The organism is Zestomonas ipomoeae (assembly GCF_057128665.1).
In genome coordinates, this window is the sequence record NZ_JBSKHQ010000030.1 from 1 (window position 1) to 21,469 (window position 21,469).

Sequence of the window (21,469 nt, forward strand, 5' to 3'; positions counted from 1 at the left end):
TCCACCGGCAACAAGCAGGTCAGGCCATGGCGGCCTGACTTAAACGAAACAGCCTCCACGAAACCCGGGGCGATTCAATTCATCAAGTCTGCCGCGGTATTGCTGCCAAAGCCTGTCGGTGCGCGGCCACGGACCATCCAGGCATTCATCCAGGGCGATATGGCTGTCCTCACTGCAGCGCATGTCCAATTCACAGCGCGCATAGAAACCGTTGACCAGTTCGACCATCTCCCGCCGCTGGTTTTCCATCAATACTGCTCCGTGGGCCAGGACCACGTGGCGGCCGTCGCTGGGGCGGCGGCGCCAGCGTTGCGCGGTGCCGACCAGTTTGCGGTCCTGCAGGTTGACGTTGTAACGGCCATCGCAGAAGGCGCCGGCCACCTCGCCCAGGCTCGGCACGAGCCCAGCGCCGCGCAGCCAGGCACAGAGCGGTTCGCACAGGCGCAGGTAGGCGCTTTCCAGGCGGGTACGTTCGCTTTCGCCGGGCGGCAAGGCATAGGCGAGGGCGACGTTCAATACCGCTGGCGACTGGGGCACCGGTTCTCCACCGGTATCGCGCAGCGCTACCGGCCAGCCGAGGGCGCGGCAGTATTCTTCGGCCACGGCGAACCCGGGCAAGCGACCGAATTTGCGCGGCATCACCAGCGCCTGGTCCTGGGGCCGCCAGAACAGCAGGTCGGTCTCGATCTCGCCGCCGTGGACTCGATCCAGCAGCAGGCGTTCCGCATCCAGCCCGGCCGCAATCTCGTGGCGATGAATGAAATCCATGGGAGTTGCCTTTTGCTTCGATGCCGAGGAAACCGCAGGATAGCGCAGCGGCCGCGTGGCGCCGCCAATCGATATGAGGATCGCACCATGGAATGGAATCGACTGGTACCTGAACTGAACGTGGACAGCTATGAACAGGCCAAGGCGTTTTACCTGACGGTGTTTGGCTTCAAGCTGTGCTACGAGCGTCCCGAAGATCGCTTCGGCTACTTCGACTTGCAGGGCTCGCAGCTCATGCTGCTGGAGCGACCCAGGCTTGCCGAGGCCAAGGGCCTCGGTCTGCACTTCCAAGTGGAGGTGGATGCGATCGAGCCGCTGCTGACTCGCCTGGCGCGTGCCGGAGTGGCGTTGCAGGCGCCGGTTGTCGAGTCCTGGTACCGCGCCGACGAGGTGGAACATGGCCAACGGGAGTTCTTCGTCGCCGATCGGGATGGCTACCTGTTTCGCTTCTTCGAATTCATCGGTGACCGCCCAGTACAGCCGAACGGCTGAAGCGCCGGCCCGCTCCGGTTATTCCTTGCAGATCAGCCGCGAGGCGCGCTCGTTGCGATAGGTCAGCTGCTCCAACTCCAGCGGTGCCTGCCCGGCCTCTTCGCGGGCCGCGAGGATGAGGCCGTGGTGGGCCGACTTGCCGCACACCGGATCGGCGTTGCTGGCATCGCCGGTGAGTTGGAAGGCCTGGCAGCGACAGCCGCCGAAGTCGCGCTCGCGCTCATCGCAGGAGCGGCAGGGTTCGGACATCCAGTCGTAGCCGCGGAAACGGTTGAAGCCGAAGGAGTCCTGCCAGATATGGCGAAGGCTGTGCTCGCGCACGTTGGGAAAGCGCAGCGGCAACTGCCGCGCGCTGTGGCAGGGCAAGGCGGTGCCATCCGGGGTGATCGCGAGGAAGAGGTTACCCCAGCCATTCATGCAGGCCTTGGGTCGCTCCTCGTAGTAGTCGGGGGTGACGAAGATCAGCTTGCAGGGATGGTTCTCGGCAGCCAGCCTGGCGCGCCATCGGTTGGTGATGCGCTCGGCGCGCTCCAGTTGTGCGCGGGTCGGCAACAGGCCGGCGCGGTTGAGCTCGGCCCAGCCGTAGAACTGGCAGGTGGCGAGTTCGACGAAGTCCGCCTCCAGCTCCAGGCAAAGCTCGATGATGTGCTCGATCCGGTCGATGTTGTGCCGGTGGGTGACGAAGTTGAGCACCATCGGGTAGCCATGGGCCTTGACCGCACGGGCCATGGCCAGCTTCTGGGCGAAGGCCTTGCGCGAGCCAGCCAGCAGGTTGTTCACCTGCTCGTCGGCGGCCTGGAAGCTGACCTGGATATGGTCGAGCCCGGCGTCGGCGAATTCGGCCAGCCGCGCTTCGCTCAGGCCGATGCCGGAGGTGATCAGGTTGGTGTAGAAGCCCAGTTGCCGCGCCGCCCCGATCAGTGCGGCGAGGTCCTGGCGCACCAAGGGTTCGCCGCCGGAAAAGCCCAGTTGCGCCGCCCCCAGTTCGCGAGCCTGGCGAAAGACCTCGATCCACTCGGCGGTGGACAGCTCATCCCCCTGGGCGGCGAAGTCCAGCGGGTTGGAACAGTACGGGCATTGCAGCGGGCAACGATAGGTCAGTTCGGCCAGTAGCCAGAGCGGCGGGCCGGGCTGGCGGTCAGTGCAGCTCGATCCAGTGCTGGGCATGGGCCTCCTCGATGAATTCGCGGATGTCCGCGTCGATTCCCGCCGCGCCGGGAAAACGCCGTTTGAGTTCCTGGACAATGGCCGCCACGCTGCGCCGGCCGTCCACCTGCTTGAGGACCTCCCCGGCACTGTCGTTGAGCCTGACCATGCCCTCTGGGTAGAGCAGTACCTGGCAGCCCTGCGCCGGCTCCCATTGCAGGCGGAAACCGCGGCGCAGGGTCGGCACCTGATGACTCAAGGGTTCTTCCATCGTTCGATCTCCTGGTGGCGTGACACTCATGTCCAGCCCGGTTCGATGCCCCGATGCCAGACGCGCTCGCTGGTCACCGTATGGTATGGAGGGCGGTGCAGTTCGTAGGCCATGCTCATCGCATCGAGCATGCTCCAGAGCACGTCGAGCTTGAATTGCAGGATGTTCAGCATGCGCAACTGGGCCTGCGCAGTGCGGTAGTGGCCCAGGGTGATGCGAAGGCCGTGCTCGACATCGCGGCGGGCCTGGCCCAGGCGCTGGCGGAAATAGTCGTAGCCGCCGGGATCGATCCACGGGTAGTGCCCGGGCCAGCTGTCCAGGCGCGACTGGTGTATGGCCGGGGCGAACAGCTCGGTCAATGAGCTGCTGGCCGCTTCCTGCCAACTGGCGCGGCGGGCGAAGTTGACGTAGGCATCCACCGCGAAGCGCACACCGGGCAGCACCAACTCCTGGGAAAGCACCTGCTGGCGGTCCAGGCCGACGGCCTCGGCCAGGCGCAACCAGGCCTCGATGCCGCCCTCCTCGCCCGGCGCACCGTCGTGATCCTGGATGCGCCGCAGCCATTCGCGACGGGCGCCGCGATCCGGGCAGTTGGCAAGGATCGCGGCATCCTTCAGTGGAATGCAGGCCTGGTAGTAGAAGCGGTTGGCCACCCAGCCCTGGATCTGCTCGCGGGTCGCGTAGCCTTCGTACATGGCGACATGGAACGGGTGGTGGGTGTGGTAGTAGGCGCCCTTGGCGCGCAGCGCCTCTTCGAATTCTCCGGGGCTCATGGCGGCCAGGGGCATGGGGCTATCCTCGGTTGGGCTACAGGTCGATGAGCATGCCATCCCAGGCGACCTCCACACCCTGGCCGGCCAGCAGCGCGCGCTCGGGGGAGTCGACGTCGAGAATGGGATTGGTGTTGTTGATGTGGATAAGCACCTTGCGCGGCGCGGGCAATCCGGCGAGCACGTCGAGCATGCCGCCGGGGCCGCTCAGCGGCAGATGCCCCATCTCGCGCCCGAGCTTGTCGCCAACCTCGCAGACGCGCAGCTCGTCGTCGCGCCACAGGGTGCCGTCCACCAGCAGGCAATCGGCGCGGCGCATCCAGGTCAGCAGCGGCTCGTCCACGTCGCCGAGGCCGGGCGCGTAGAACAGCCGCCCGCCGGTATTGGTGTCTTCCACGAATAGGCCGATGGTGTCACCCGGATGCGGATCGCCGCGATGGGGCGAATAAGGCGGCGCATTGCTGCGCAGGGCAACGGCGGTGAAGCGCAAGGCAGGGCAGGCCGCGATGGCGAACGGTTCGCCATGCACCGCGACGGGGTTCCACTGCAGCCCGCCGTTCCAATGGGCCAGCAGGTCGAACAGGGGAAAGCCGCTGCTCAGGTCGCGATGCACGCGCTCGGTGCACCAGACCTGCAGCGGGCAACCTTCGCGCAGGCTGAGCAGTCCGGTGCAATGGTCGATCTGGGCGTCCAGCAGCACGACGCCGGCAATCGCCGTGTCGCGCGGCTTGCGCGCGGGCTGCAGCAGCGGGAAGGCTTCGAGCTGGGCACGAATGTCCGGCGAAGCGTTGCACAGCACCCAGTCCACGCCGTTGTCGGACAGGGCGATGGACGATTGCGTGCGCGGCTGCGCGCGCAGGGTGCCCTTGCGCACGCCGCGGCAATTGCGGCAATTGCAATTCCACTGCGGAAAGCCGCCACCGGCGGCGGAGCCGAGAATGCGGATATGCATGGAATCCCCCGAACGGCCCCGGCCAGGCCGGGGCGAAGTGCATCAGCGGTTGGCGAAGTACAGGGTGACTTCAAAGCCGATGCGCAGATCGGTATAGGCCGGTTTGGTCCACATGGCTGCTGTCCTCTGCAGGTGGCGCCGGGACATCCGGCGCCCTGTCGGTATCCACCCGCCGTCTACGGGCGATACTTCGAAAGAAGACCGCATCCCGTCGCGGTAGTGCCCTGGCATCGAGCGATGCCTCAGGCGGGCATTTCCTTCTCGCCAGGGTCCTTGCCGCCGGCCGCATGATGCTCGATGACCGCATTGAGTTCGGCGCCGAACAGCAGCACCGCCGCGGAAATGTAGAAATACAGCAGCAGGATGATGATCGCGCCGATACCGCCATAGGTCGCGTTGTAATCGGCGAAGTTCTGCACGTAGTAACCGAAAGCCAGCGATGCGGCGATCCAGACGATCACCGCCACCACCGATCCGGGCGTGATGAAGCGAAACTCCTGCTCGACGTTCGGTGCCAGGTAGTACAACAACGCCACCGCCAGCATGAGCAGCATGATCACCGCCGGCCAGCGCAGCCAGGCCCACAGGACGACGACGATGCGCTCCAGGCCCACCTGTGCCGCCAGCCAGTTCATCACCTGTGGCCCGAGGACCATCAGGCCGGCGGCCAGCAACAGCATGAACGCCACGCCGACCGTATAGATCAATGACAACGGCAGGCGTTTCCAGAGCGGACGCTGCTCGCCCACCTTATAAGCGACGTTCATCGCGTTCATCATCGACCGCATACCCACCGACGCCGACCAGACCGCCACCAGGATACCGACCGACATCAGCCCGGTTTTCTGCTCCTGCATTTCCTCGATGGCCGGGTTGACCAGATCGAGCGCTGGCGCCGGCAGGATTAGCGTGGCCTGCTCCCGCAGCCAATCGAAGAAGTCCGGCAAGCCGAGCACACCGACCAGGGCCACCAGGAACAACAGGAACGGAAACAAGGCAAAGAGCATTCGATACGCGAGGGCCGCGGCATAGTTGCTCATGTCGTCGTCGCCGAACGCCTTCACCGTGCACTTGAGCACACCCCAAGCCCCGATTTCCCGCAGCTCCAGCCACCCCATGGAGCACCTCCTTACCGACCAGTCCTAAATTCGGACGATCGCTACCCACGAGAGTTCGCCGTGCCGCTGGGCACTAGCCAACCCGCCAGCGCCGGTCGACCGCTTCGGCATTGGCCAGTACCCACCAGCCGCCCTCGGCATCGCGCAGCGCCTGCTGCGCCGCGGACATGCACGACGGGGTCATCGCTCGCAGCGCCTGGCACACGCCGGCGCGTCGGGCGGGCGAGTGGCCCGCCAGGTACTCCTGCCATGCCAGTTCGGCCGCCACGCGCACCCCTGCCGGATGCTCCAGACAGGCCGCCAGCTGGCTGCCCTGCTCGCGCACCACACCGGGGGCAATGTCGGCCAGGGTCGCCGACCATTCCCCGAGAAAGGCCTCGATATGTCCGAGGATCTCGCCCGCCGATGCCCAGGGCGACTGCACGGCATACAGCAGTCCGGACTGCGCGCCGCACTGGCGATAAGCGGAGAACACCGCATAGCCGAGCTGCAGCTCGCTGCGTAAACGCCGGAAAAAGTCGGCCTCCTGCAGGTGCGCCAGCAGGCGCCAGGCCGCCTCCGTCCGCGCATCGCGGCGCGGCAGCGGGCAGAACAGCAGCAACGCGCACTGCCCGTCGGCGATCCGGGCATCGCGCCAGACGTAACCGGCCTCGTCGCCGGTCGCCCAGGTTGGAGGCGGCCCGGGTCGCCCCGGCAGCCTGGCGAGCACGCCGCTCATCCGTGCCGGCGCATGTCCAACCGCCAACCCGTGCCAGCGAGCCCTGACCCAGAGCTGCTGCAAGGCGCAGGGCGTCGGCTCCGGCAGGCCCGGCGCCAGGGGCTCCAGCAGCCCAGGCAGCGCCCGCCACAGGCGATGGATCAAGGGCATGTCGCCGCCTTGCAAGGGGCGCATTGCTCGCCGCCAGGCGTCGGTTGGCGGGCGCTCGAACAGCGCCAGGATCGACGCCAAGATCGACGCCTGTGGCTCCTGGGCGCCGAAGAGGCTGAGCTGCCAGTGGCTCGCCTGTTCCTCGAAACGCAACTCGACCCCGGCATGACGCGCGACGGAACGAATATCCTGCAAGGCGGCATCCAGGACCTGCCAAAGCCCGCCCGCCGGCGCCGCCGCGAACGTCCATCGCAGATGGAGCGCAGCGACCGCAGCCTCGGGCGCGGGAGCGGGCAGCCACCTCACCCCGGCCTGCTGCTCGCGATGCGGCCCGGCCGGCACGCTGCCAGCAAGCGGATCGACCGGCGCGAGATGCCAGCGCCAGCATCGATGCCGCTCCGACAGCGGACGCTCGATGCGCTGTGCGCAAAATGGAAAGCCGTTCGCGTCCGGGCTGCCCAGCACCTGGTCGGCCGTGCACAAAGGCACCATGTGAGCCGCAGACAACTGCGCCAGCACGGCCAGTAGCGCGTGCCGGTCCAGCTCCGCCCGGTCCGCCTGGTCGCCATGCGATGCCAGTCGCTCGGCCCAGTCGCAGGCCAGTTCCAGCGGCTCCATTGCCAGCCGGCGCAGGTGGCAACTGCGCCGATAGCGATGCCACCAGGCCGGCCAATGGTCCCCGGATGACCAGGCGCGCAGCCAGTCAAGACAGGCCGCCGCCAGCTCGGCATGCCTCGTGGAGCCGGGCTCATCGAATGCCACAACCAGCACCGCTTGCCCGGCAACGCGGTAGGCGATGCGCACACGCAAGCCGGTGCACCAACCCAGCCGGCGAAGACGACGAGGCAGCTCGCCCGTCTCCAGACAGAACGCCACGAAGCGCAGGGACTCGCCAGCGGCTACAGGCAGGGACTCCAGCACGAAGTACAGGCTCAGGCGCGACGGGCCCGCCACCTGCACGCGCACCCCGACACCGGGCAGCGGCAGCAGGCTGGGCGGCGCGGGACACACGACCCGCCGGCCAGGCGCCAGCCTGCCAGCGTGCAGGCCGGCCAACCGCTGCAACGCCGCGCAAGGTAGCGGTGCCACCAAGATCAGCGTGGCCTGCCCCGCGTGAAAAAAACGCCGATGAAATGCCCAAAGCGCCTGCTGGAATTCACCCTGCTCCACCGGCAGGCTATCGCGATGCCCAGCATGGAAGCGCAGGAACGGATGGGGCCGGTCCCACGCCACGGCCAGCGCCGCGTCGCACAGTGTCTCCGCATCCCGCGCGCGTGCGAGATATTCGGCATGCAGCACCTCGCGCTCGCCCAGCTGCCTGGCTGGCTCCAGCAGCGGTCGGGCGATCATGTCGCACAGGCGCGCCAGCGCCTCGCCGAGCGAATCGGCGGGCACCGAGCAGAAGAAGTCCGTATCGCGCTCGCGCGTGCTGGCATTCAGCTCACCGCCGCAGGCCTGCACGAATGGCATCAGCCCTTGCCCGGCCGGAAAACCCTCGCTGCCGAGAAAAACCAGGTGCTCAAGAAAATGCGCCAGGCCGGGATAATCCGACGGCTCGTCGTGACTGCCCGCGGCAATTCGCAAGAGCGCGGCTGCGCGGGCTGCACCCGGGACCGACTGGGTTACTACCGTCATGCCGTTGGCCAGCCGAGTCGATTCGGTAATTGAGTCGGACATGCCTGTTAGTTCAACTTGCGATTGTTGCACCTGTCACCGCCTGGCAATTAGCGCCTGGACTAAACTTGGTGCGCAGCAGGCAGGAAAAGTTTTACCTGCCACAACAATGCCCGCGGCGTCTTTCCTCGTAGAAACCGCCATGAAGCACGGGCGTACATAAAACGGAACAATCCTTCCCTATAACAGACACACACTTTTTGCATTGCGCATAGACAAGCACGGGAGAATCGCGATAATCGACCCTGAACCGCGACCCGCGGTTCGCCAGCAACAGCCCGCCCCAGCAAGAGCCGGCGGCGGGCGGCCAGGGGCAGCGGGCCCACCAGCAGCGAACTCCCTGGCGATGCTGACGTCGATATATAAAGCCAATCGACTATTTCCCGACAGCAAGAACTCACTCTTGCCCAGTCGTTCAATCGATTCGAATAACTCACTACCGACCATTGGATAAAACCACGTGACGAAAGACGAACTGCGCGCAGAACTCGAGCGCCAGGCGCAGCGTTACAAGGAAGTTTACGGCGGGGAAGTCATTACCTACGCTGCTCAGCCTGCCCCCGAGCGCAAACCCTGGCGTAAAAGAGCCAGCCTGCTGGACCAAGCCTTCGAACATGAGTTGAAAAAGATCGAAACCGATCTTCAAAAACAAGACTCCTAGTTCCCCTCCCCCGGCCGCATCGACGACCTGTTCGTCGATGCGGCTTCGCGCCCGCTGTTCCCGTACAACGCCCGTCTAAAGCTTTTCCCGCTTGCGGCCGACATAGGGGCCATACCCGCCTCGCCTTGAAGCCAGCACAGCACCCGGACGCAGAAGCCATGCCCAAGAACCTTAAGTTCAGCCACAAAATCCTAATCGCCGCTTCCCTGGTGGTGGCGACCGCTTTCGCCCTGTTCACCCTGTACAACGATTACCTGCAACGCCAGGCGATCCGCGACAACCTCAACAGCCATCTGCGCGACATGGGGGAAGTGACTGCCAGTAACATCCAGAACTGGTTGTCCGGACGCATCCTCTTGGTGGAGAACCTCGCGCAATCGATTGGCAACGACAGCGCGCCCGAGCGTGTGGTCCAGCTGCTGGAACAAAAGACCATGCTCTCCACGTTCATGTTCAGCTACCTGGGCAGCGAGGCCGGTTCCTTTACCATGCGCCCGGACAACGCCATGCCAGCAGGCTACGATCCGCGCACCCGTCCCTGGTACAAGGACGCCAAGGCCGCTGGCGGCAGCACCCTGACCGAGCCCTACGTGGATGCCGCCACCGGCCAACTGATCATCACCATCGCCGCGCCCGTGCAGCAGAGCGGCCAATCGATCGGCGTGGTCGGCGGCGACTTGTCCCTCGACACCCTGGTTCGAATCATCAACTCCCTGGATTTCGGCGGCATCGGCTATGCCTTCCTGGTCAGCGCCGACGGCAAGATCCTCGTCCACCCGAACAAGGATCGGGTGATGAAGAGCCTTGGCGAGGTCTACCCAGACAATACGCCCCGCATCTCCACCGAAATCACCGAAGTGGAGCAGGAGGAAGGCACGCGCATCCTCACCTTCACCCCCGTCCAAGGGCTGCCGTCGGTCAACTGGTACATCGGCCTCTCGGTCGACAAGGCCAAGGCCTACGCGATGCTCAGCGAGTTCCGCGCCTCGGCGCTGATCGCCACACTGGTGGCCGTGGCCCTGATCATTGGGCTGCTGGGCATGCTGATCCGCGTGCTGATGCAGCCGCTGCATGTCATGGGGCGCGCCATGCAGGACATCGCCCAGGGCGAAGGCGACCTGACCAAGCGCCTGGAAATCCACACCCAGGACGAATTCGGCGAGCTGGCGGGGGCATTCAACCGCTTCGTGGAGCGCATCCATGAATCCGTTCGCGAGGTTTCCTCGACCACCATCCAGGTCAACGAAGTCGCCCAACTGGTGCTCAATGCCTCCAACTCTTCAATGAGCAACTCCGACGAACAGGCCAGCCGCACCAACAGCGTCGCCGCGGCGATCAACGAACTCGGTGCCGCCGCGCAGGAGATCGCCCGCAACGCCGCCGATGCCTCGCATCAGGCTTCGGATGCGCGCAACCTGGCCGAAGAAGGCCGCAAGGTAGTGGAAAACACCATCAGGGCGATGAGCGAGCTGTCCGCCAAGATCAGCGCGTCGTGCCAGAACATCGAGACGCTCAACAACAAGACCGTGGATATCGGCCAGATCCTCGAAGTGATCAAGAGCATCTCCGAGCAGACCAACCTGCTGGCGCTCAACGCGGCCATCGAGGCCGCCCGTGCCGGCGAGGCCGGGCGCGGGTTCGCGGTGGTCGCGGACGAGGTGCGCAACCTGGCCCATCGCACCCAGGAGTCGGCACAGGAAATCCAGCAAATGATCGAGGAGCTGCAGGTGGGCGCCCGCGAAGCGGTCACCACCATGACCGAGAGCCAGCAGCACAGCGAACAAAGCGTGCAGATCGCCAATCAGGCCGGTGAACGCCTTTCCAGCGTGACCCAGCGCATCGGCGAGATCGATGGCATGAACCAGTCGGTCGCCACCGCCACCGAGGAACAGACGGCAGTGATCGATTCGCTGAACATGGATATCACCGAGATCAACACGCTCAACCAGGAAGGTGTGGAAAACCTCCAGGCGACCCTGCGCGCCTGCGGCGATCTGGAACAACAGGCCGCGCGCCTGAAGCACATGGTCGGCAGCTTCCGCATCTGACACATCGCTGAAAACACGACGGGCGCCAGGAGGCGCCCGTTTCATTCCGGCTGTTGGGACGGCTGCTCGCTTTGCAACTCATCCCACAGCTCGGCAGCATCGGCGAACTCGGTGCCCAGCTCGTCACTCAGCGCATCCGGATCGTAACGCCGGACGCAGCCCTCGCCCACCGTCGGCGGCGGGCTGGCCGTGGCACGCTCGAATGGATCGTCCATAACACCTCCCGACTAGCTGGCGACCTGTCGCCCCTGATCGTGCTGAGCGAACTCCTTGACCGCGCGCAGCACATCGCTGCGGCTGATCTGGCCGATCAGCCGACCATTTTCCACCACCGGCAGGCGCCCCCGGCGGCCCCGCAGGAAGCTCTCGGACACCTCGATGATGTCCGCTTCCGGGGAAATGGTCTCGATCTCGGTATTCATATAAGAACTGACATTGCCGCCCACCGCCTCGTAATACGCGCCGGAGAGAATGCCGCGCAGGCAGTCGCCCTCGGACAGCAGGCCGATCAGATGCCCCTGGGAATCCACCACCGGAGCACCGGAAATCCGATGCTCCAGCAACCGGTTGATGGCAGTGAACAAATCCGTATCGGAACGGAAAGTCACCAGGTGGACGGTCATGTAGTCGCGCACCTTGATTGACTTGAGCATGGACGAACTCCTCTGTCGTGCACCAGAACGGCCCACGGCAGCAAGATCAGTCGAACACCACCGTCTTGTTGTCGTGTACCAACACTCGATCTTCCAAGTGATAGCGTAGCCCACGGGCCAGCGCCATTTTCTCCACATCCCTGCCCAGGCGGACCATGTCCTCGATGCTGTCGCGATGGGTCACCCGCACGACGTCCTGCTCGATGATCGGCCCGGCATCGAGTTCCTCGGTAACATAATGGCAAGTCGCCCCGATCAGCTTGACGCCGCGCAATGAAGCCTGGTGATAGGGCTTGGCACCGACGAACGACGGCAGGAAGCTGTGGTGGATATTGATCACCCGCTGGGCGTATTCCCGGCAGAGCTGGGCCGGCAGGATCTGCATGTAGCGCGCCAGCACCACGGTATCGGCCTGGTTCTCGCGCACCAGCCGCGACACTTCGGCGAAGGCCGGTTCCTTGTCCTTCGGATCGACCGGCACATGGTGGAACGGAATGCCATGCCACTCGACCATGCTGCGCAGGGCGTCATGGTTGGAAATCACGCAAGGGATCTCGCAATCCAGTTCATCGCTGTGCCAGCGATGCAGCAGGTCCGCCAGGCAGTGTGACTCGCGGCTGGCCATCAGCACGACACGCTTCTTCTGCGCGGAGTCGGTGACCCGCCACTCCATCGAGAACTCGCGGCCGATGGGCGCGAAAGCCTGGCGAAACCCCTCGATATCGAACGGCAGGGAATCCGCACGAATCTCGTGGCGCATGAAGAACCAACCGGTCTGGTTATCCGAGTGATGGCTGGCCTCGGTGATCCAGCCGTTATAAGTCGCTAGGAAGTTGCTGACCTTGGCAACGATACCGACGCGGTCCGGGCAGGCAATAACCAGCCGAAAAGTGCGCATGGAAAACTCCTGAAACTTTTTACAAAGACCGCCATTCTAGAGGCTGCCACCGTGGCTGTGCGAGCCGCCGGCAAAGATACGACAATCATTCGGGAAGGACACGGGAAACTTGTACATCCCCCCGCCAAATGCCGAGTCCCGGAACAACGCATTGGCCCCTCAATTAAACCGGTACCCGACAAGGGGAGCGCCAAACGGCCACCAGAACAGGAAATGCATCCGCCGCGGGTAAAATCCCGGTTAACTATCCGGGCTTCGTCCACTCGCCAGCGCGACAGTTTGGCAGGCAACTCTTTGCACACCGGAACCACCCCAGTGCCGTCGCCCCCCAATTAGTCACGTCCCCGTAAGAGTGCCGAAATATCCCGCCGATAATTCCAGTAAAACTTTTTAGCGTGTTTACTTAGGCAGGCTGTCTGACTATTATTGCTGACACTTAATCCGTGCCACCTCACTCATCAAGGTAAGCGACATGTCCCTGATCAATGAATACCGCGCCACCGAAGAAGCCATCAAAGAACTACAAGAGCGCCTGAAGAATCTCTCCCAGGACGACAAACTGAAAAAGGAACTGGAGTTCGAAGGCAAACTCCGCACCCTGATGGGCGAATACCAGAAGTCGCTGCGCGACATCATCGCCCTGCTCGACCCGGAAGCCAAGCTGAGCAAGGCGCCGCGCGCTGGCAAGGCCACTGGCAGCAAGCGTGCCCGCAAGGTCAAGCAGTACAAGAACCCGAATACCGGTGAAGTGATCGAGACCAAAGGCGGCAACCACAAGACCCTGAAAGAGTGGAAAGCCAAGTGGGGCGCCGACGTCGTCGAAGGTTGGGCTACTCTGCTCAGCTAATCACCCGCGCGGTTTCATCGCTCACAAAAACGCCAGCGTATGCTGGCGTTTTTTGTGTCCGCTTGAATATGCCCGCAGCGCATGACCGCGCAGTGCCACAGTAGAACAAGCCGAGCGCCCATAGCCGGCATTGAACACTCGACTCCGGGCCATGTTCAATAAACACTCATCGCGGCAGCGTGGCCATGGCTATTTATTAACCAGACCGACGCGTCGCGCCGACGATCAAACGGCATAGCGTGCACTCAACTGCTGCGCATGTTCTCGCCATTCGGCCAATAATCGTTGCTGTGCTGGCGTCGCCTTTTCCCAATACTCCTTCGTTGCCGCGTCGAAACTTGCCACGGTATTGGGTGCTCCCCAGCGGGGATCGCTTAAGCGCTGCTGACAGAACTCGCGCCAGCGCTGCTGCTCGCCGACCGATAAAGTATCGGGAAAGTTGCGGGCACGGTAACGAAAGAGCAACTCCGGCAACCGGCTATCATCGAACGGCCAGTTTTCCCGGGCCAACATACCAGGCTCGGCACGACGAACTTGCTCGCACAGACGCCGATCACGATCTCCCAGAAAGCCTGCATATAGTTGTTGTTCGGGATCCTCGTGCCCGACCAAGTCATCCTGCCCGTAAAGCACCTGCAGCTTGTCCTGCCAGAGCGACTGGGCATCGCTCAAGGCCGACGCCCGGGCATGGCAAGCCTCCAGGTCGAGCTGCAGACGCTCTCGATCGCCGTCGCGCAATACCGATAGCGGTGCCAGCACCGGACAGCGATTGATATGCAGCAGCTTCAGCGGAATCGGCGACTCGCCCTCGGCCAACTGCTCACGACGGGTATAGAGGCGTTGGCGCAGCCCGTCGGCATCCAGTTCCAGCAACGGCCCATGATCGGCCTGCAGATCGCAGACGATCAGCGCGTTGCGGTTGCGCGGATGCCATGCCAGCGGCAGCACGACCGCGAGATAGCCGCGCGCGCCAGAGAAGCGCCCCGACACATGCACCAACGGCTGCAGCAGGCGAATCTGCTCGAGCACCTGCTGCTTGGTGCGCAGTCGATAGAGATAGTCGTAGAGCTTCGGCTGCCGGCTTTTCACCAGCCGGGCCAGGGCGATGGTCGCGCGTACATCGGCCAGGGCATCGTGCGCCTGGCCATGGTCGATACCGTTGGCAGCCGTCAGCAGTTCAAGCTTGAGACTGACCCGTCCTTCCTCTTCCGGCCATGCGATGCCTTCGGGACGTAGCGCATAGGCGGTGCGCACCAGGTCGATAAGATCCCATCGACTGTTTCCGCCCTGCCACTCGCGGGCATAGGGGTCGAAGAAGTTGCGGTAGAGGCTATAGCGCGTCACCTCGTCGTCGAAGCGCAAGCTGTTGTAGCCCGCGGTGCAGGTGCCCGGCCGAGCCAGTTCGGCATGCACACGCGTCATGAATTCCGCCTCGCCCAGGCCTTGTTCCGCCAGGCGACTCGGTGTGATGCCGGTCACCAGGCAGGCCGCCGGATGCGGCAGTATGTCGTCGCTCGGACGGCAGTAGAGGTTCAGGGGCTCTTCCACCTCGTTCAACGCTTCGTCGGTGCGGATGCCGGCCACTTGCAGCGGGCGGTCGCAGCGCGGGTCGATACCGGTGGTTTCGTAGTCGTACCAGAAGATGCTTGAGGTCACGGGCGCGTTCCTGAAATGGCGAGCCGCGGCAGTCTAGCATCGCCCTTCGCCGCATGAGCCTTGGCAGCCGAAACATGAACTTGCGCACAGCCCGGCGACACCTGCCACCAAGCCGGTTGCCGGCCAGTTGCCAGTACCGCTAGGATCGCGCCTCCAAGAAAGCACTCGCCACTACAGGGACAGTCAGCATGAGCGATAGCCTTGCGCCAAATCCTTTTTCCGCCCCCGCCAGCAGCCTGGCGATCGTCACCACCGAGACAGCGCCAAGCGTCGACGAAGCCCTGCGTCGCGGCTATGACTTCAGCATTGGCGGAGTACTCAGCGAAGCCTGGCAACGCACCCAGGGCACCAAGGGCGTGATCATTGGCGGGTTCGCCGTGTTCTATACGGCCCTGTTCGTCATCAGCAACATCCTCGGCACCCTCATGCTCCTCCTCGGTGTCGCGGGATTCGCCGGCCTCGGCCTGCTCGGCGGTGACAACGGCATGCTCGCCGTCAGCGCAATCTTAGCCTTCATCCTGGGCAGTCTGGTCATCACCATGCTGGCGGCGGTCCTGAGCTATCCCTTCCTGGCCGGCATCAACATGGTCGGCATCCGTCGCGCAGCCGATCAACCGGTCACCTTCAACGAACTCTTTCGCCATTTCGGCCGCAGCGGCGCGGTAATCGGCGCCGGCCTGCTGACCATCGTGCTGACCAGCATCGGCTACATGCTGTTCTTCATTCCCGGTCTCTACCTGAGCATCGCGTACATGCTGGCCATTCCGCTGGTCGTCGAACGTGGACTGTCCCCCTGGCAGGCGCTGGAAGCCTCGCGCAAGGCCATCAACCAGCACTGGTTCAAGATCTTCGGCCTTCTGCTGGCAGTGTTCGGCATCGTCTTCGTCAGCGCGATTCCCTTCGGCATCGGCCTGATCTGGAGCATTCCCATGAGCGTCATCGTGCTGGGCGTGCTCTATCGCACGATTTTCGGTGTGCTGCCCGCACCGAACTGACGATTCGCGCACCGGGCTGCCATGCAGTCCGGTTGCTTCCCGGCCCGCTGCTGGCTAGCATCGGGCTTTCTTCGACGCAGTTCTCCGATGTCTCCCAACTCCACACCAACCCACCTACGCAACGCTGCGCCGCCAAGCGCAACGCTGGATACCCGGTACCGGGTAGAGACTCCGGAAGGCATCGACCTCACCCTTCGCCCCGCCAGTCTGGTACCGCGTGCCCTGGCCTATACCGTCGACCTGCTCATTCGCGGCGCGGTGCTGGCGGTGATGTTCATCGTGCTCGCGCTGCTCGGCAAGTTCGGCATGGGGCTGGGCACCATCCTGCTGTTTCTCGTCGACTGGTGGTACATGGTGCTGTTCGAGGTGCTCAACCAGGGACGCACGCCGGGCAAGCACCTGCTGGGTTTGCGCGTGGTAAACGATGACGGTACGCCGGTGGGCTGGGGCGCCTCGTTGCTGCGCAACCTGCTGCGTTTCGTCGACATGCTGCCGTTCGCCTATTGCCTGGGCATTCTCAGTTGCCTCAACCATCCGGCGTTCAAGCGGCTCGGCGACCTGGCGGCCGGCACCCTGGTGGTCTATCGCGAACAGGCCCCGGCCCGCCCGAAGCTGCCCGAGGCCGAACCGCTGCGAGCCCCGTTCCCGTTGAGTCTGGATGAACAGCGCGCACTGCTCGGCTTTGCAGAGCGCCAGGATGGACTGTCCAGCGCCCGCCGGGCGGAGCTGGCGGCGATTCTCGCCGAACCGCTGGAAGTGCCCGCGGAACTCGCCGAAGCGCAACTCAATGGCATTGCCCGCGGCCTGTTGGGGCAAGCATGAAGCAGAGTCTCTTCGAAAGCCGTCACCAGGCAGACTGGAAACGCTTCGCCGAACAGCTCGATGCGCTCGAACGCGGCAAGGCCGACAGCAAGACCAGCCAGGGCTTCGCCGCCGACTACCGGCACCTCTGCCAACACCTGGCACTGGCCCAGGAGCGCGGCTACAGCAGTCACCTGATCGACCACCTGCAGCAGCTGGCGATGCGCGGCCACCAGCAGTTCTACCGCCACCGCAGCCATCTCGGCGCGCGCCTGATCGGCTTCCTGCTGGGAGGGTTCTCCCGCCTGGTCCGTCGCGAATGGCGCAGCCTGCTGGTAGCCAGCCTGCTGTTCTACGGCAGCCTGCTGGGCATGGGCTTGCTGGTGTACCTGTTTCCGGACTTGGTCTATAGCCTGATGGACCCGGAGCAGGTCAGCTCCATGGAATCCATGTACGACCCCGACGCCCATCGTCTGGGGCGCTTCGCCGAACGCCATTCCGGCGATGACTGGATGATGTTCGGCTTCTACATCATGAACAATATCGGTATCGCCTTTCAGACCTTTGCCAGCGGCCTGCTTTTCGGCCTCGGCACGCTGTTCTTCCTGCTGTTCAACGGGCTGTACATCGGCGCGGTGGCCGGTCACCTGACCGAGATCGGCTACAGCCAGCCGTTCTGGTCCTTCGTCATCGGCCACGGTGCCTTCGAGCTGACCGCCATCACCCTTGCCGGCGCCGCCGGGCTGAAGCTCGGCTGGGCCCTGCTCGCCCCCGGCCGCCTGCGTCGCGCCGAGGCCCTGCGCCTGGCGGCAGCGATCAGCGTGCAACTGATCGCCGGCGCCATGCTGTTCCTGCTGATCGCCGCCTTCATCGAGGCCTACTGGTCTTCGATGACCTATGTCGGCCCGCAGGTGAAATACCTGGTCGGCGCCGGCCTGTGGACACTGGTGGCGCTCTATTTCGCATTGCCTGGACGGAACCGCCATGCGCCTGACTGACGCCAGCGTCGCCATTCGCCCGCGCAGCGCCTGGGAAGCCATGGACCTCGGCGTGCTGCTGGCGCGCCGCCACGGCGCTCTGCTGATGGCCAGTTGGGCGCTGGTCACCCTGCCGATTTTCCTGCTGCTGAGCGCCGTGTTATGGCGTCACCCGGGCTGGGCGATATTCCTGTTCTGGTGGCTGAAACCCGCCTACGAACGGCTGCCGCTGTTCATCCTGTCACGTGCCCTGTTCGGCGACACTCCGACCCTCAAGCAGGCTCTCAAGACCTGGCCGCGGCTGCTCAAACCGCAGCTGCTGGCCAGCCTCACCTGGCGCCGCCTGAGCCCCACCCGCAGCTTCGACCTGCCAGTCCAGCAGCTCGAGGGGCTCTCCGGGCAGGCCCGCAGCCAGAGGCTGACCGTGCTCGGCCAGCGCGAGTCGGGCAGCGCCAGTTGGCTGACCATTGTCGGCATGCACCTCGAAGGCGCGCTCTGGATCGGCCTGATCGCGCTGCTCTATATGCTGTTGCCGCAGCAGCTCAGCGAAAACCTGGACTGGCAGAAGCTGACCAATGCCGCCGCCGGCGAATGGCTCTGGCTGGAACACCTGTCCAACCTGCTCTATGCCCTGGTCCTGATCGCCTGGGAGCCGGTCTACGTCGCCTGCGGCTTCACCCTCTACCTCAATCGCCGTACCGCCCTCGAAGCCTGGGACATCGAACTGGTGTTCCGCCGCCTGCGCCAACGGCTCACCGGCGTCGCCTATGCCCTGCTGCTGGGTTGCGGTGTGCTGCTGATGCAACCGACCAGCGACGCCTGGGCCGGGTCCGCCAACAGCTGCCCGTTGCCCAGCGAGGCGCTGGAAGATAGCCAGGACGACCCCACCGGCCCCAAGGCGGACCGCCTGGTCAACCAGGCCCTGACCAGCAAGGCCGCCCAGGACGAGATCAAGGCCCTGCTCGATCAGCCGCCGTTCGAGAACCGCGAGACGGTTACCCGTTGGCGCTTCGGCCCCGAGGAGAAAGAGCAGGATCCGGACAAGGACGATCTCAAGGGTTTTGCCAAGTTGCTCGAAGGACTGCTCAAGATCGGCAAGTTCTGGGACAGCCTGAACACCGCTGCGCTGGTACTGGAGGTACTGCTCTGGGGCCTGTTGTTCAGCCTGCTGGCCTTGCTGCTATGGCGCTACCGCGACTGGCTGAGCGCCTTTGCCGGGCGCATCGGCCTGCCGAAGCGACAGAAGCGCCAGCCGCCGAGCATGCTGTTCGGCCTGGAAGTCGCGCCGGAAAGCCTTCCCGACGATGTCGCCAGCGAAGCCGAACGCCTCTGGCGCGAGCAGCCGCGCGAAGCGCTCGGGCTGCTCTACCGCGCCCTGCTCAGCCGCCTGCTGCATGACTACCGGCTGCCGCTCAAGGGTTCCCATACCGAAGGCGAAGTACTGCATCAGGTGCTGCGCCTGGAGCAGGCGGACCTCGGTGCCTTTGCCCAGACGCTGACCCGCCACTGGCAGAATCTCGCCTACGGGCACCGCCTGCCGCCGGCGGAACTCAAGGGCGAGCTATGCGCTGGCTGGCGCCAGCTGTTCGAACGGGAGGCGATGGCATGAGCCGACGTGCTGCCGTACTGCTGGGGGCCGCCCTGTTCCTGCTGCTGGGGCTGCTGGCTGTTTACCTGCTGGGCAAGGCCGAGCCTTATGAGCAGACGCTCAAGCACGGCCCCTCGCCCGAGGCCAAGGCCAACCCGTACCTGGCCGCCGAACACTTCCTGCGTCAACGAGGCCTGCAGGTGCGCCATGCGGACGGCCTGGAAGTGCTGTCCAGGCTGCCAAGCGCCGGCCAGACCCTGTTGCTGCTCAGCGACCGTGAGAAGATGACGCCGCGCCAGGCCGACCGGCTGCTGGAGTGGACCAGCAAGGGCGGGCACCTGCTGTTCGTCGCCGAGCAACTCTGGGATGAGGAAAGCGGCAAAAGCGGCGACCTGCTGCTCGACCGCCTGGGTATCCAGCAATCCCTGACCGAAGAACTGGACGTCGAAGAAGACAGCGAAGAGGCGGACCCGGCCGACGCAGTCGAGGCGCAAGCGACGGCTGACGGGTTCGAGGCAGACCCCTACCCCGACCTGACCAAGCTCTACCTGGAAAACGAAGAAGCGCCGGCCTACATCGCGTTCGATACCGACTTCCACCTGTACGACGCGGAAAACCGCGCGCACGCCTGGGCCAACAGCGGCAATGCCACCCACATGCTGCAGCTCTATCACGGCGAAGGCCTGATTACCGTGCTGACCGACGCCTGGATCTGGCGGAATCACGATATCGACGAATATGACCATGCTTGGCTGTTGTGGTACCTCACCCAGGACAGCGAAGTCACCCTGCTCCATCGTGCCGAGCGCGACGACCTGGCCAGCCTGCTGGCCCGCAATTTTCCCGAGGCGCTGGCGGCGCTGGCGCTGCTCATCGTCTTCGGCCTGTGGCATGTCGGCCAGCGCCAAGGGCCGCTGCAGGCGCCCGCCAGCCGTGCCCGCCGGCAGCTCGAAGAACACCTGCGCGGCAGCGCCGACTTCCTGCTCCGCCGCAGCGGCCAGCACGCCCTGCTGCAGGCCCTGCAACGCGACATCCAACGCCGAGCGCGCCGCCGCCACCCCGGCTTCGAGCGCCTGGCGGTGGCCGAGCAGTGGCAGGTGTTGGGTCGCCTGACCCGCTTGCCATCCAGCGACATCAGCCAAGCCATGCGCCCGCTGCCCAGCCAGCGCCTGTCCGCACTCGACTTCACCCGCCAGGTCGCCCACCTGCAAACCCTCAGGAATGCCCTATGAGCGAACAACCCAGCAACAGCGAACCGTCCGCACCGCAACCGAGCAGTGCCGCTGCCGTTGCACCGGCCACCCCGACAACCCCCTCGGCGAGCCCGCGACAGCGCGCCAGCCAGCTGGCCCAAGCCCTGCGCCAGGAGCTGCAGAAGGCGGTGATCGGTCAGAGTGCGGTCGTCGACGACGTGCTCACCGCGCTGATCGCCGGTGGCCACGTACTGGTCGAAGGCGTGCCCGGCCTCGGCAAGACCTTGCTGATCCGCGCCCTGGCTCGCTGCTTCGGCGGCGAGTTCTCGCGCATCCAGTTCACCCCCGACCTGATGCCCAGCGATGTCACCGGCCACGCCGTGTACGACATGCAGAGCGAGCAGTTCAAGCTGCGCAAGGGGCCGGTGTTCACCAACCTGCTGCTGGCCGACGAGATCAACCGCGCACCGGCCAAGACCCAGGCGGCTTTGCTGGAAGTCATGCAGGAGCGCCAGGTGACCCTCGAAGGCCGCGCCCTGCCGGTACCGCAGCCGTTCCTGGTCATGGCCACGCAGAACCCGATCGAGCAGGAAGGGACCTACCCGCTGCCCGAGGCGGAGCTGGATCGCTTCATGCTCAAGCTGCGCATGGACTACCCCGAGAGCCAGGAAGAGCTGACTCTGGTTCGCCAGGTCACCCGCTCCGCCCGCGCCGACATGCTCGAGGTGGCGCCGCTGCGCACGCTGCTGCAAGCCAAGGAAGTGCTGGCGCTGCAAAAGATCGCCAGCGACCTGCCGATCGACGAACAGGTGCTCGATTACGCCGTGCGCCTGGCCCGGGCCACCCGCAGTTGGCCGGGCCTGGCCCTCGGTGCCGGGCCGCGCGCCTCGATAGCCCTGGTGCGCGGCGGTCGTGCTCGCGCCCTGCTGCGCGGCGGCGATTTTGTGCTGCCGGACGATGTCAAGGGCTGCGCGCTGGCGGTGTTACGCCATCGCGTGCGCCTGGCACCTGAGCTGGACATCGAGGGGCTGTCGGTGGACCAGGTCCTGCAACAATTGCTCGACCAGGTCCCGGCCCCGCGTCTATGAGCCGA

General features: G+C 64.8%; 22 protein-coding genes. 10 read left to right on the plus strand and 12 right to left on the minus strand.

From position 1 onward, the window contains the following. Positions 1–39 precede the first annotated feature (39 nt). Positions 40–768: a lipoate--protein ligase family protein gene (locus ACWKV7_RS22640; RefSeq protein ID WP_483859966.1), complete on the minus strand. Its 729-nt coding sequence runs from the start codon at positions 766–768 to the stop codon at positions 40–42. Positions 769–855: 87 nt separating this feature from the next. Here ACWKV7_RS22640 and ACWKV7_RS22645 point away from each other — a divergent pair, with 87 nt between their 5' ends. Next, positions 856–1,260, plus strand: coding sequence for a VOC family protein (locus ACWKV7_RS22645; protein WP_483859967.1), 405 nt, complete (start codon positions 856–858; stop codon positions 1,258–1,260). 18 nt (positions 1,261–1,278) lie between these two features. Here the strand turns inward: ACWKV7_RS22645 and pqqE are convergent, their stop codons facing one another. From pqqE to pqqF, 7 genes are all read right to left on the minus strand, one after another. Continuing rightward, positions 1,279–2,427: a pyrroloquinoline quinone biosynthesis protein PqqE gene (gene pqqE / locus ACWKV7_RS22650; protein ID WP_483859968.1), complete on the minus strand. Its 1,149-nt coding sequence runs from the start codon at positions 2,425–2,427 to the stop codon at positions 1,279–1,281. Beyond that, positions 2,399–2,677: a pyrroloquinoline quinone biosynthesis peptide chaperone PqqD gene (gene pqqD, locus ACWKV7_RS22655; RefSeq protein WP_483859969.1), complete on the minus strand. Its 279-nt coding sequence runs from the start codon at positions 2,675–2,677 to the stop codon at positions 2,399–2,401. Before pqqD ends, pqqE begins: the two co-directional genes overlap by 29 nt. A 26-nt stretch (positions 2,678–2,703) precedes the next feature. Then, on the minus strand, positions 2,704–3,465 hold the full coding sequence (gene pqqC / locus ACWKV7_RS22660) for a pyrroloquinoline-quinone synthase PqqC (protein ID WP_483859970.1): 762 nt from the start codon (positions 3,463–3,465) through the stop codon (positions 2,704–2,706). Between the two features lie 19 nt (positions 3,466–3,484). After that, entirely contained in the window at positions 3,485–4,399 is a 915-nt protein-coding gene (gene pqqB, locus ACWKV7_RS22665; RefSeq protein WP_483859971.1) for a pyrroloquinoline quinone biosynthesis protein PqqB, read from the minus strand. Positions 4,400–4,441: 42 nt separating this feature from the next. Beyond that, entirely contained in the window at positions 4,442–4,513 is a 72-nt protein-coding gene (gene pqqA / locus ACWKV7_RS22670) for a pyrroloquinoline quinone precursor peptide PqqA (RefSeq protein ID WP_080756929.1), read from the minus strand. A gap of 128 nt (positions 4,514–4,641) precedes the next feature. Beyond that, complete coding sequence (locus ACWKV7_RS22675; protein WP_483859972.1) at positions 4,642–5,517, minus strand: YihY/virulence factor BrkB family protein; 876 nt, start codon at positions 5,515–5,517, stop codon at positions 4,642–4,644. Positions 5,518–5,590: 73 nt separating this feature from the next. Beyond that, positions 5,591–8,062, minus strand: a complete 2,472-nt coding sequence (gene pqqF, locus ACWKV7_RS22680) for a pyrroloquinoline quinone biosynthesis protein PqqF (RefSeq protein ID WP_483859973.1) — start codon at positions 8,060–8,062, stop codon at positions 5,591–5,593. A 457-nt stretch (positions 8,063–8,519) separates the two neighbouring features. Here pqqF and ACWKV7_RS22685 point away from each other — a divergent pair, with 457 nt between their 5' ends. Both ACWKV7_RS22685 and ACWKV7_RS23790 read left to right on the plus strand, forming a co-directional pair. Then, complete coding sequence (locus ACWKV7_RS22685) at positions 8,520–8,720, plus strand: hypothetical protein (RefSeq protein WP_483859974.1); 201 nt, start codon at positions 8,520–8,522, stop codon at positions 8,718–8,720. Positions 8,721–8,878: 158 nt separating this feature from the next. Then, a complete protein-coding gene (locus ACWKV7_RS23790; RefSeq protein WP_487249235.1) occupies positions 8,879–10,768 on the plus strand; it encodes a methyl-accepting chemotaxis protein in 1,890 nt (629 codons plus the stop codon). A gap of 41 nt (positions 10,769–10,809) precedes the next feature. On the opposite strand, the gene ACWKV7_RS22700 is transcribed toward ACWKV7_RS23790, so the two are convergent. The 3 genes from ACWKV7_RS22700 to purU are packed head-to-tail and all read right to left on the minus strand — an operon-like array spanning position 10,810 to position 12,319. Beyond that, positions 10,810–10,983, minus strand: coding sequence for a hypothetical protein (locus ACWKV7_RS22700; RefSeq protein ID WP_483859975.1), 174 nt, complete (start codon positions 10,981–10,983; stop codon positions 10,810–10,812). Positions 10,984–10,995: 12 nt separating this feature from the next. Further along, the gene (locus ACWKV7_RS22705; RefSeq protein WP_483859976.1) at positions 10,996–11,421 is read right to left on the minus strand and encodes a CBS domain-containing protein; all 426 of its coding nucleotides are present in this window, start codon (positions 11,419–11,421) and stop codon (positions 10,996–10,998) included. Positions 11,422–11,467: 46 nt separating this feature from the next. Further along, positions 11,468–12,319, minus strand: coding sequence for a formyltetrahydrofolate deformylase (gene purU, locus ACWKV7_RS22710; protein ID WP_483859977.1), 852 nt, complete (start codon positions 12,317–12,319; stop codon positions 11,468–11,470). Positions 12,320–12,791: 472 nt separating this feature from the next. Here purU and mvaT point away from each other — a divergent pair, with 472 nt between their 5' ends. Then, entirely contained in the window at positions 12,792–13,166 is a 375-nt protein-coding gene (gene mvaT / locus ACWKV7_RS22715) for a histone-like nucleoid-structuring protein MvaT (RefSeq protein ID WP_483859978.1), read from the plus strand. A 225-nt stretch (positions 13,167–13,391) separates the two neighbouring features. On the opposite strand, the gene sbcB is transcribed toward mvaT, so the two are convergent. Then, positions 13,392–14,822: an exodeoxyribonuclease I gene (gene sbcB / locus ACWKV7_RS22720; RefSeq protein ID WP_483859979.1), complete on the minus strand. Its 1,431-nt coding sequence runs from the start codon at positions 14,820–14,822 to the stop codon at positions 13,392–13,394. A 188-nt stretch (positions 14,823–15,010) separates the two neighbouring features. Between sbcB and ACWKV7_RS22725 the strand changes: the two genes are divergently transcribed. The 6 genes from ACWKV7_RS22725 (at position 15,011) to ACWKV7_RS22750 (ending at position 21,464) form a co-directional block, all read left to right on the plus strand. Further along, the gene (locus ACWKV7_RS22725; RefSeq protein WP_483859980.1) at positions 15,011–15,817 is read left to right on the plus strand and encodes a hypothetical protein; all 807 of its coding nucleotides are present in this window, start codon (positions 15,011–15,013) and stop codon (positions 15,815–15,817) included. Between the two features lie 87 nt (positions 15,818–15,904). Further along, positions 15,905–16,639 (plus strand): RDD family protein, encoded by a 735-nt coding sequence (locus ACWKV7_RS22730; RefSeq protein ID WP_483859981.1) that lies wholly within the window; start codon positions 15,905–15,907, stop codon positions 16,637–16,639. Next, positions 16,636–17,616, plus strand: coding sequence for a stage II sporulation protein M (locus tag ACWKV7_RS22735; RefSeq protein ID WP_483859982.1), 981 nt, complete (start codon positions 16,636–16,638; stop codon positions 17,614–17,616). The genes ACWKV7_RS22730 and ACWKV7_RS22735 overlap by 4 nt, the downstream gene beginning before the upstream one ends. Continuing rightward, positions 17,603–19,204: a DUF4129 domain-containing protein gene (locus ACWKV7_RS22740; RefSeq protein WP_483859983.1), complete on the plus strand. Its 1,602-nt coding sequence runs from the start codon at positions 17,603–17,605 to the stop codon at positions 19,202–19,204. Before ACWKV7_RS22735 ends, ACWKV7_RS22740 begins: the two co-directional genes overlap by 14 nt. Then, a complete protein-coding gene (locus ACWKV7_RS22745; RefSeq protein WP_483859984.1) occupies positions 19,201–20,415 on the plus strand; it encodes a DUF4350 domain-containing protein in 1,215 nt (404 codons plus the stop codon). The genes ACWKV7_RS22740 and ACWKV7_RS22745 overlap by 4 nt, the downstream gene beginning before the upstream one ends. Then, positions 20,412–21,464, plus strand: coding sequence for an AAA family ATPase (locus ACWKV7_RS22750; protein WP_483859985.1), 1,053 nt, complete (start codon positions 20,412–20,414; stop codon positions 21,462–21,464). Before ACWKV7_RS22745 ends, ACWKV7_RS22750 begins: the two co-directional genes overlap by 4 nt. Positions 21,465–21,469: the final 5 nt, after the last annotated feature.

What these genes read in the sequence shown, in the direction of transcription:
- ACWKV7_RS22640 (WP_483859966.1), bottom strand. Translation starts at nt 768, where the DNA reads ATGGATTTCATTCATCGCCACGAGATTGCGGCCGGGCTGGATGCGGAA.
- ACWKV7_RS22645 (WP_483859967.1), top strand. Translation starts at nt 856, where the DNA reads ATGGAATGGAATCGACTGGTACCTGAACTGAACGTGGACAGCTATGAA.
- pqqE (WP_483859968.1), bottom strand. Translation starts at nt 2,427, where the DNA reads ATGCCCAGCACTGGATCGAGCTGCACTGACCGCCAGCCCGGCCCGCCG.
- pqqD (WP_483859969.1), bottom strand. Translation starts at nt 2,677, where the DNA reads ATGGAAGAACCCTTGAGTCATCAGGTGCCGACCCTGCGCCGCGGTTTC.
- pqqC (WP_483859970.1), bottom strand. Translation starts at nt 3,465, where the DNA reads ATGCCCCTGGCCGCCATGAGCCCCGGAGAATTCGAAGAGGCGCTGCGC.
- pqqB (WP_483859971.1), bottom strand. Translation starts at nt 4,399, where the DNA reads ATGCATATCCGCATTCTCGGCTCCGCCGCCGGTGGCGGCTTTCCGCAG.
- ACWKV7_RS22675 (WP_483859972.1), bottom strand. Translation starts at nt 5,517, where the DNA reads ATGGGGTGGCTGGAGCTGCGGGAAATCGGGGCTTGGGGTGTGCTCAAG.
- pqqF (WP_483859973.1), bottom strand. Translation starts at nt 8,062, where the DNA reads ATGTCCGACTCAATTACCGAATCGACTCGGCTGGCCAACGGCATGACG.
- ACWKV7_RS23790 (WP_487249235.1), top strand. Translation starts at nt 8,879, where the DNA reads ATGCCCAAGAACCTTAAGTTCAGCCACAAAATCCTAATCGCCGCTTCC.
- ACWKV7_RS22700 (WP_483859975.1), bottom strand. Translation starts at nt 10,983, where the DNA reads ATGGACGATCCATTCGAGCGTGCCACGGCCAGCCCGCCGCCGACGGTG.
- ACWKV7_RS22705 (WP_483859976.1), bottom strand. Translation starts at nt 11,421, where the DNA reads ATGCTCAAGTCAATCAAGGTGCGCGACTACATGACCGTCCACCTGGTG.
- purU (WP_483859977.1), bottom strand. Translation starts at nt 12,319, where the DNA reads ATGCGCACTTTTCGGCTGGTTATTGCCTGCCCGGACCGCGTCGGTATC.
- mvaT (WP_483859978.1), top strand. Translation starts at nt 12,792, where the DNA reads ATGTCCCTGATCAATGAATACCGCGCCACCGAAGAAGCCATCAAAGAA.
- ACWKV7_RS22725 (WP_483859980.1), top strand. Translation starts at nt 15,011, where the DNA reads ATGAGCGATAGCCTTGCGCCAAATCCTTTTTCCGCCCCCGCCAGCAGC.
- ACWKV7_RS22730 (WP_483859981.1), top strand. Translation starts at nt 15,905, where the DNA reads ATGTCTCCCAACTCCACACCAACCCACCTACGCAACGCTGCGCCGCCA.
- ACWKV7_RS22735 (WP_483859982.1), top strand. Translation starts at nt 16,636, where the DNA reads ATGAAGCAGAGTCTCTTCGAAAGCCGTCACCAGGCAGACTGGAAACGC.
- ACWKV7_RS22740 (WP_483859983.1), top strand. Translation starts at nt 17,603, where the DNA reads ATGCGCCTGACTGACGCCAGCGTCGCCATTCGCCCGCGCAGCGCCTGG.
- ACWKV7_RS22745 (WP_483859984.1), top strand. Translation starts at nt 19,201, where the DNA reads ATGAGCCGACGTGCTGCCGTACTGCTGGGGGCCGCCCTGTTCCTGCTG.
- ACWKV7_RS22750 (WP_483859985.1), top strand. Translation starts at nt 20,412, where the DNA reads ATGAGCGAACAACCCAGCAACAGCGAACCGTCCGCACCGCAACCGAGC.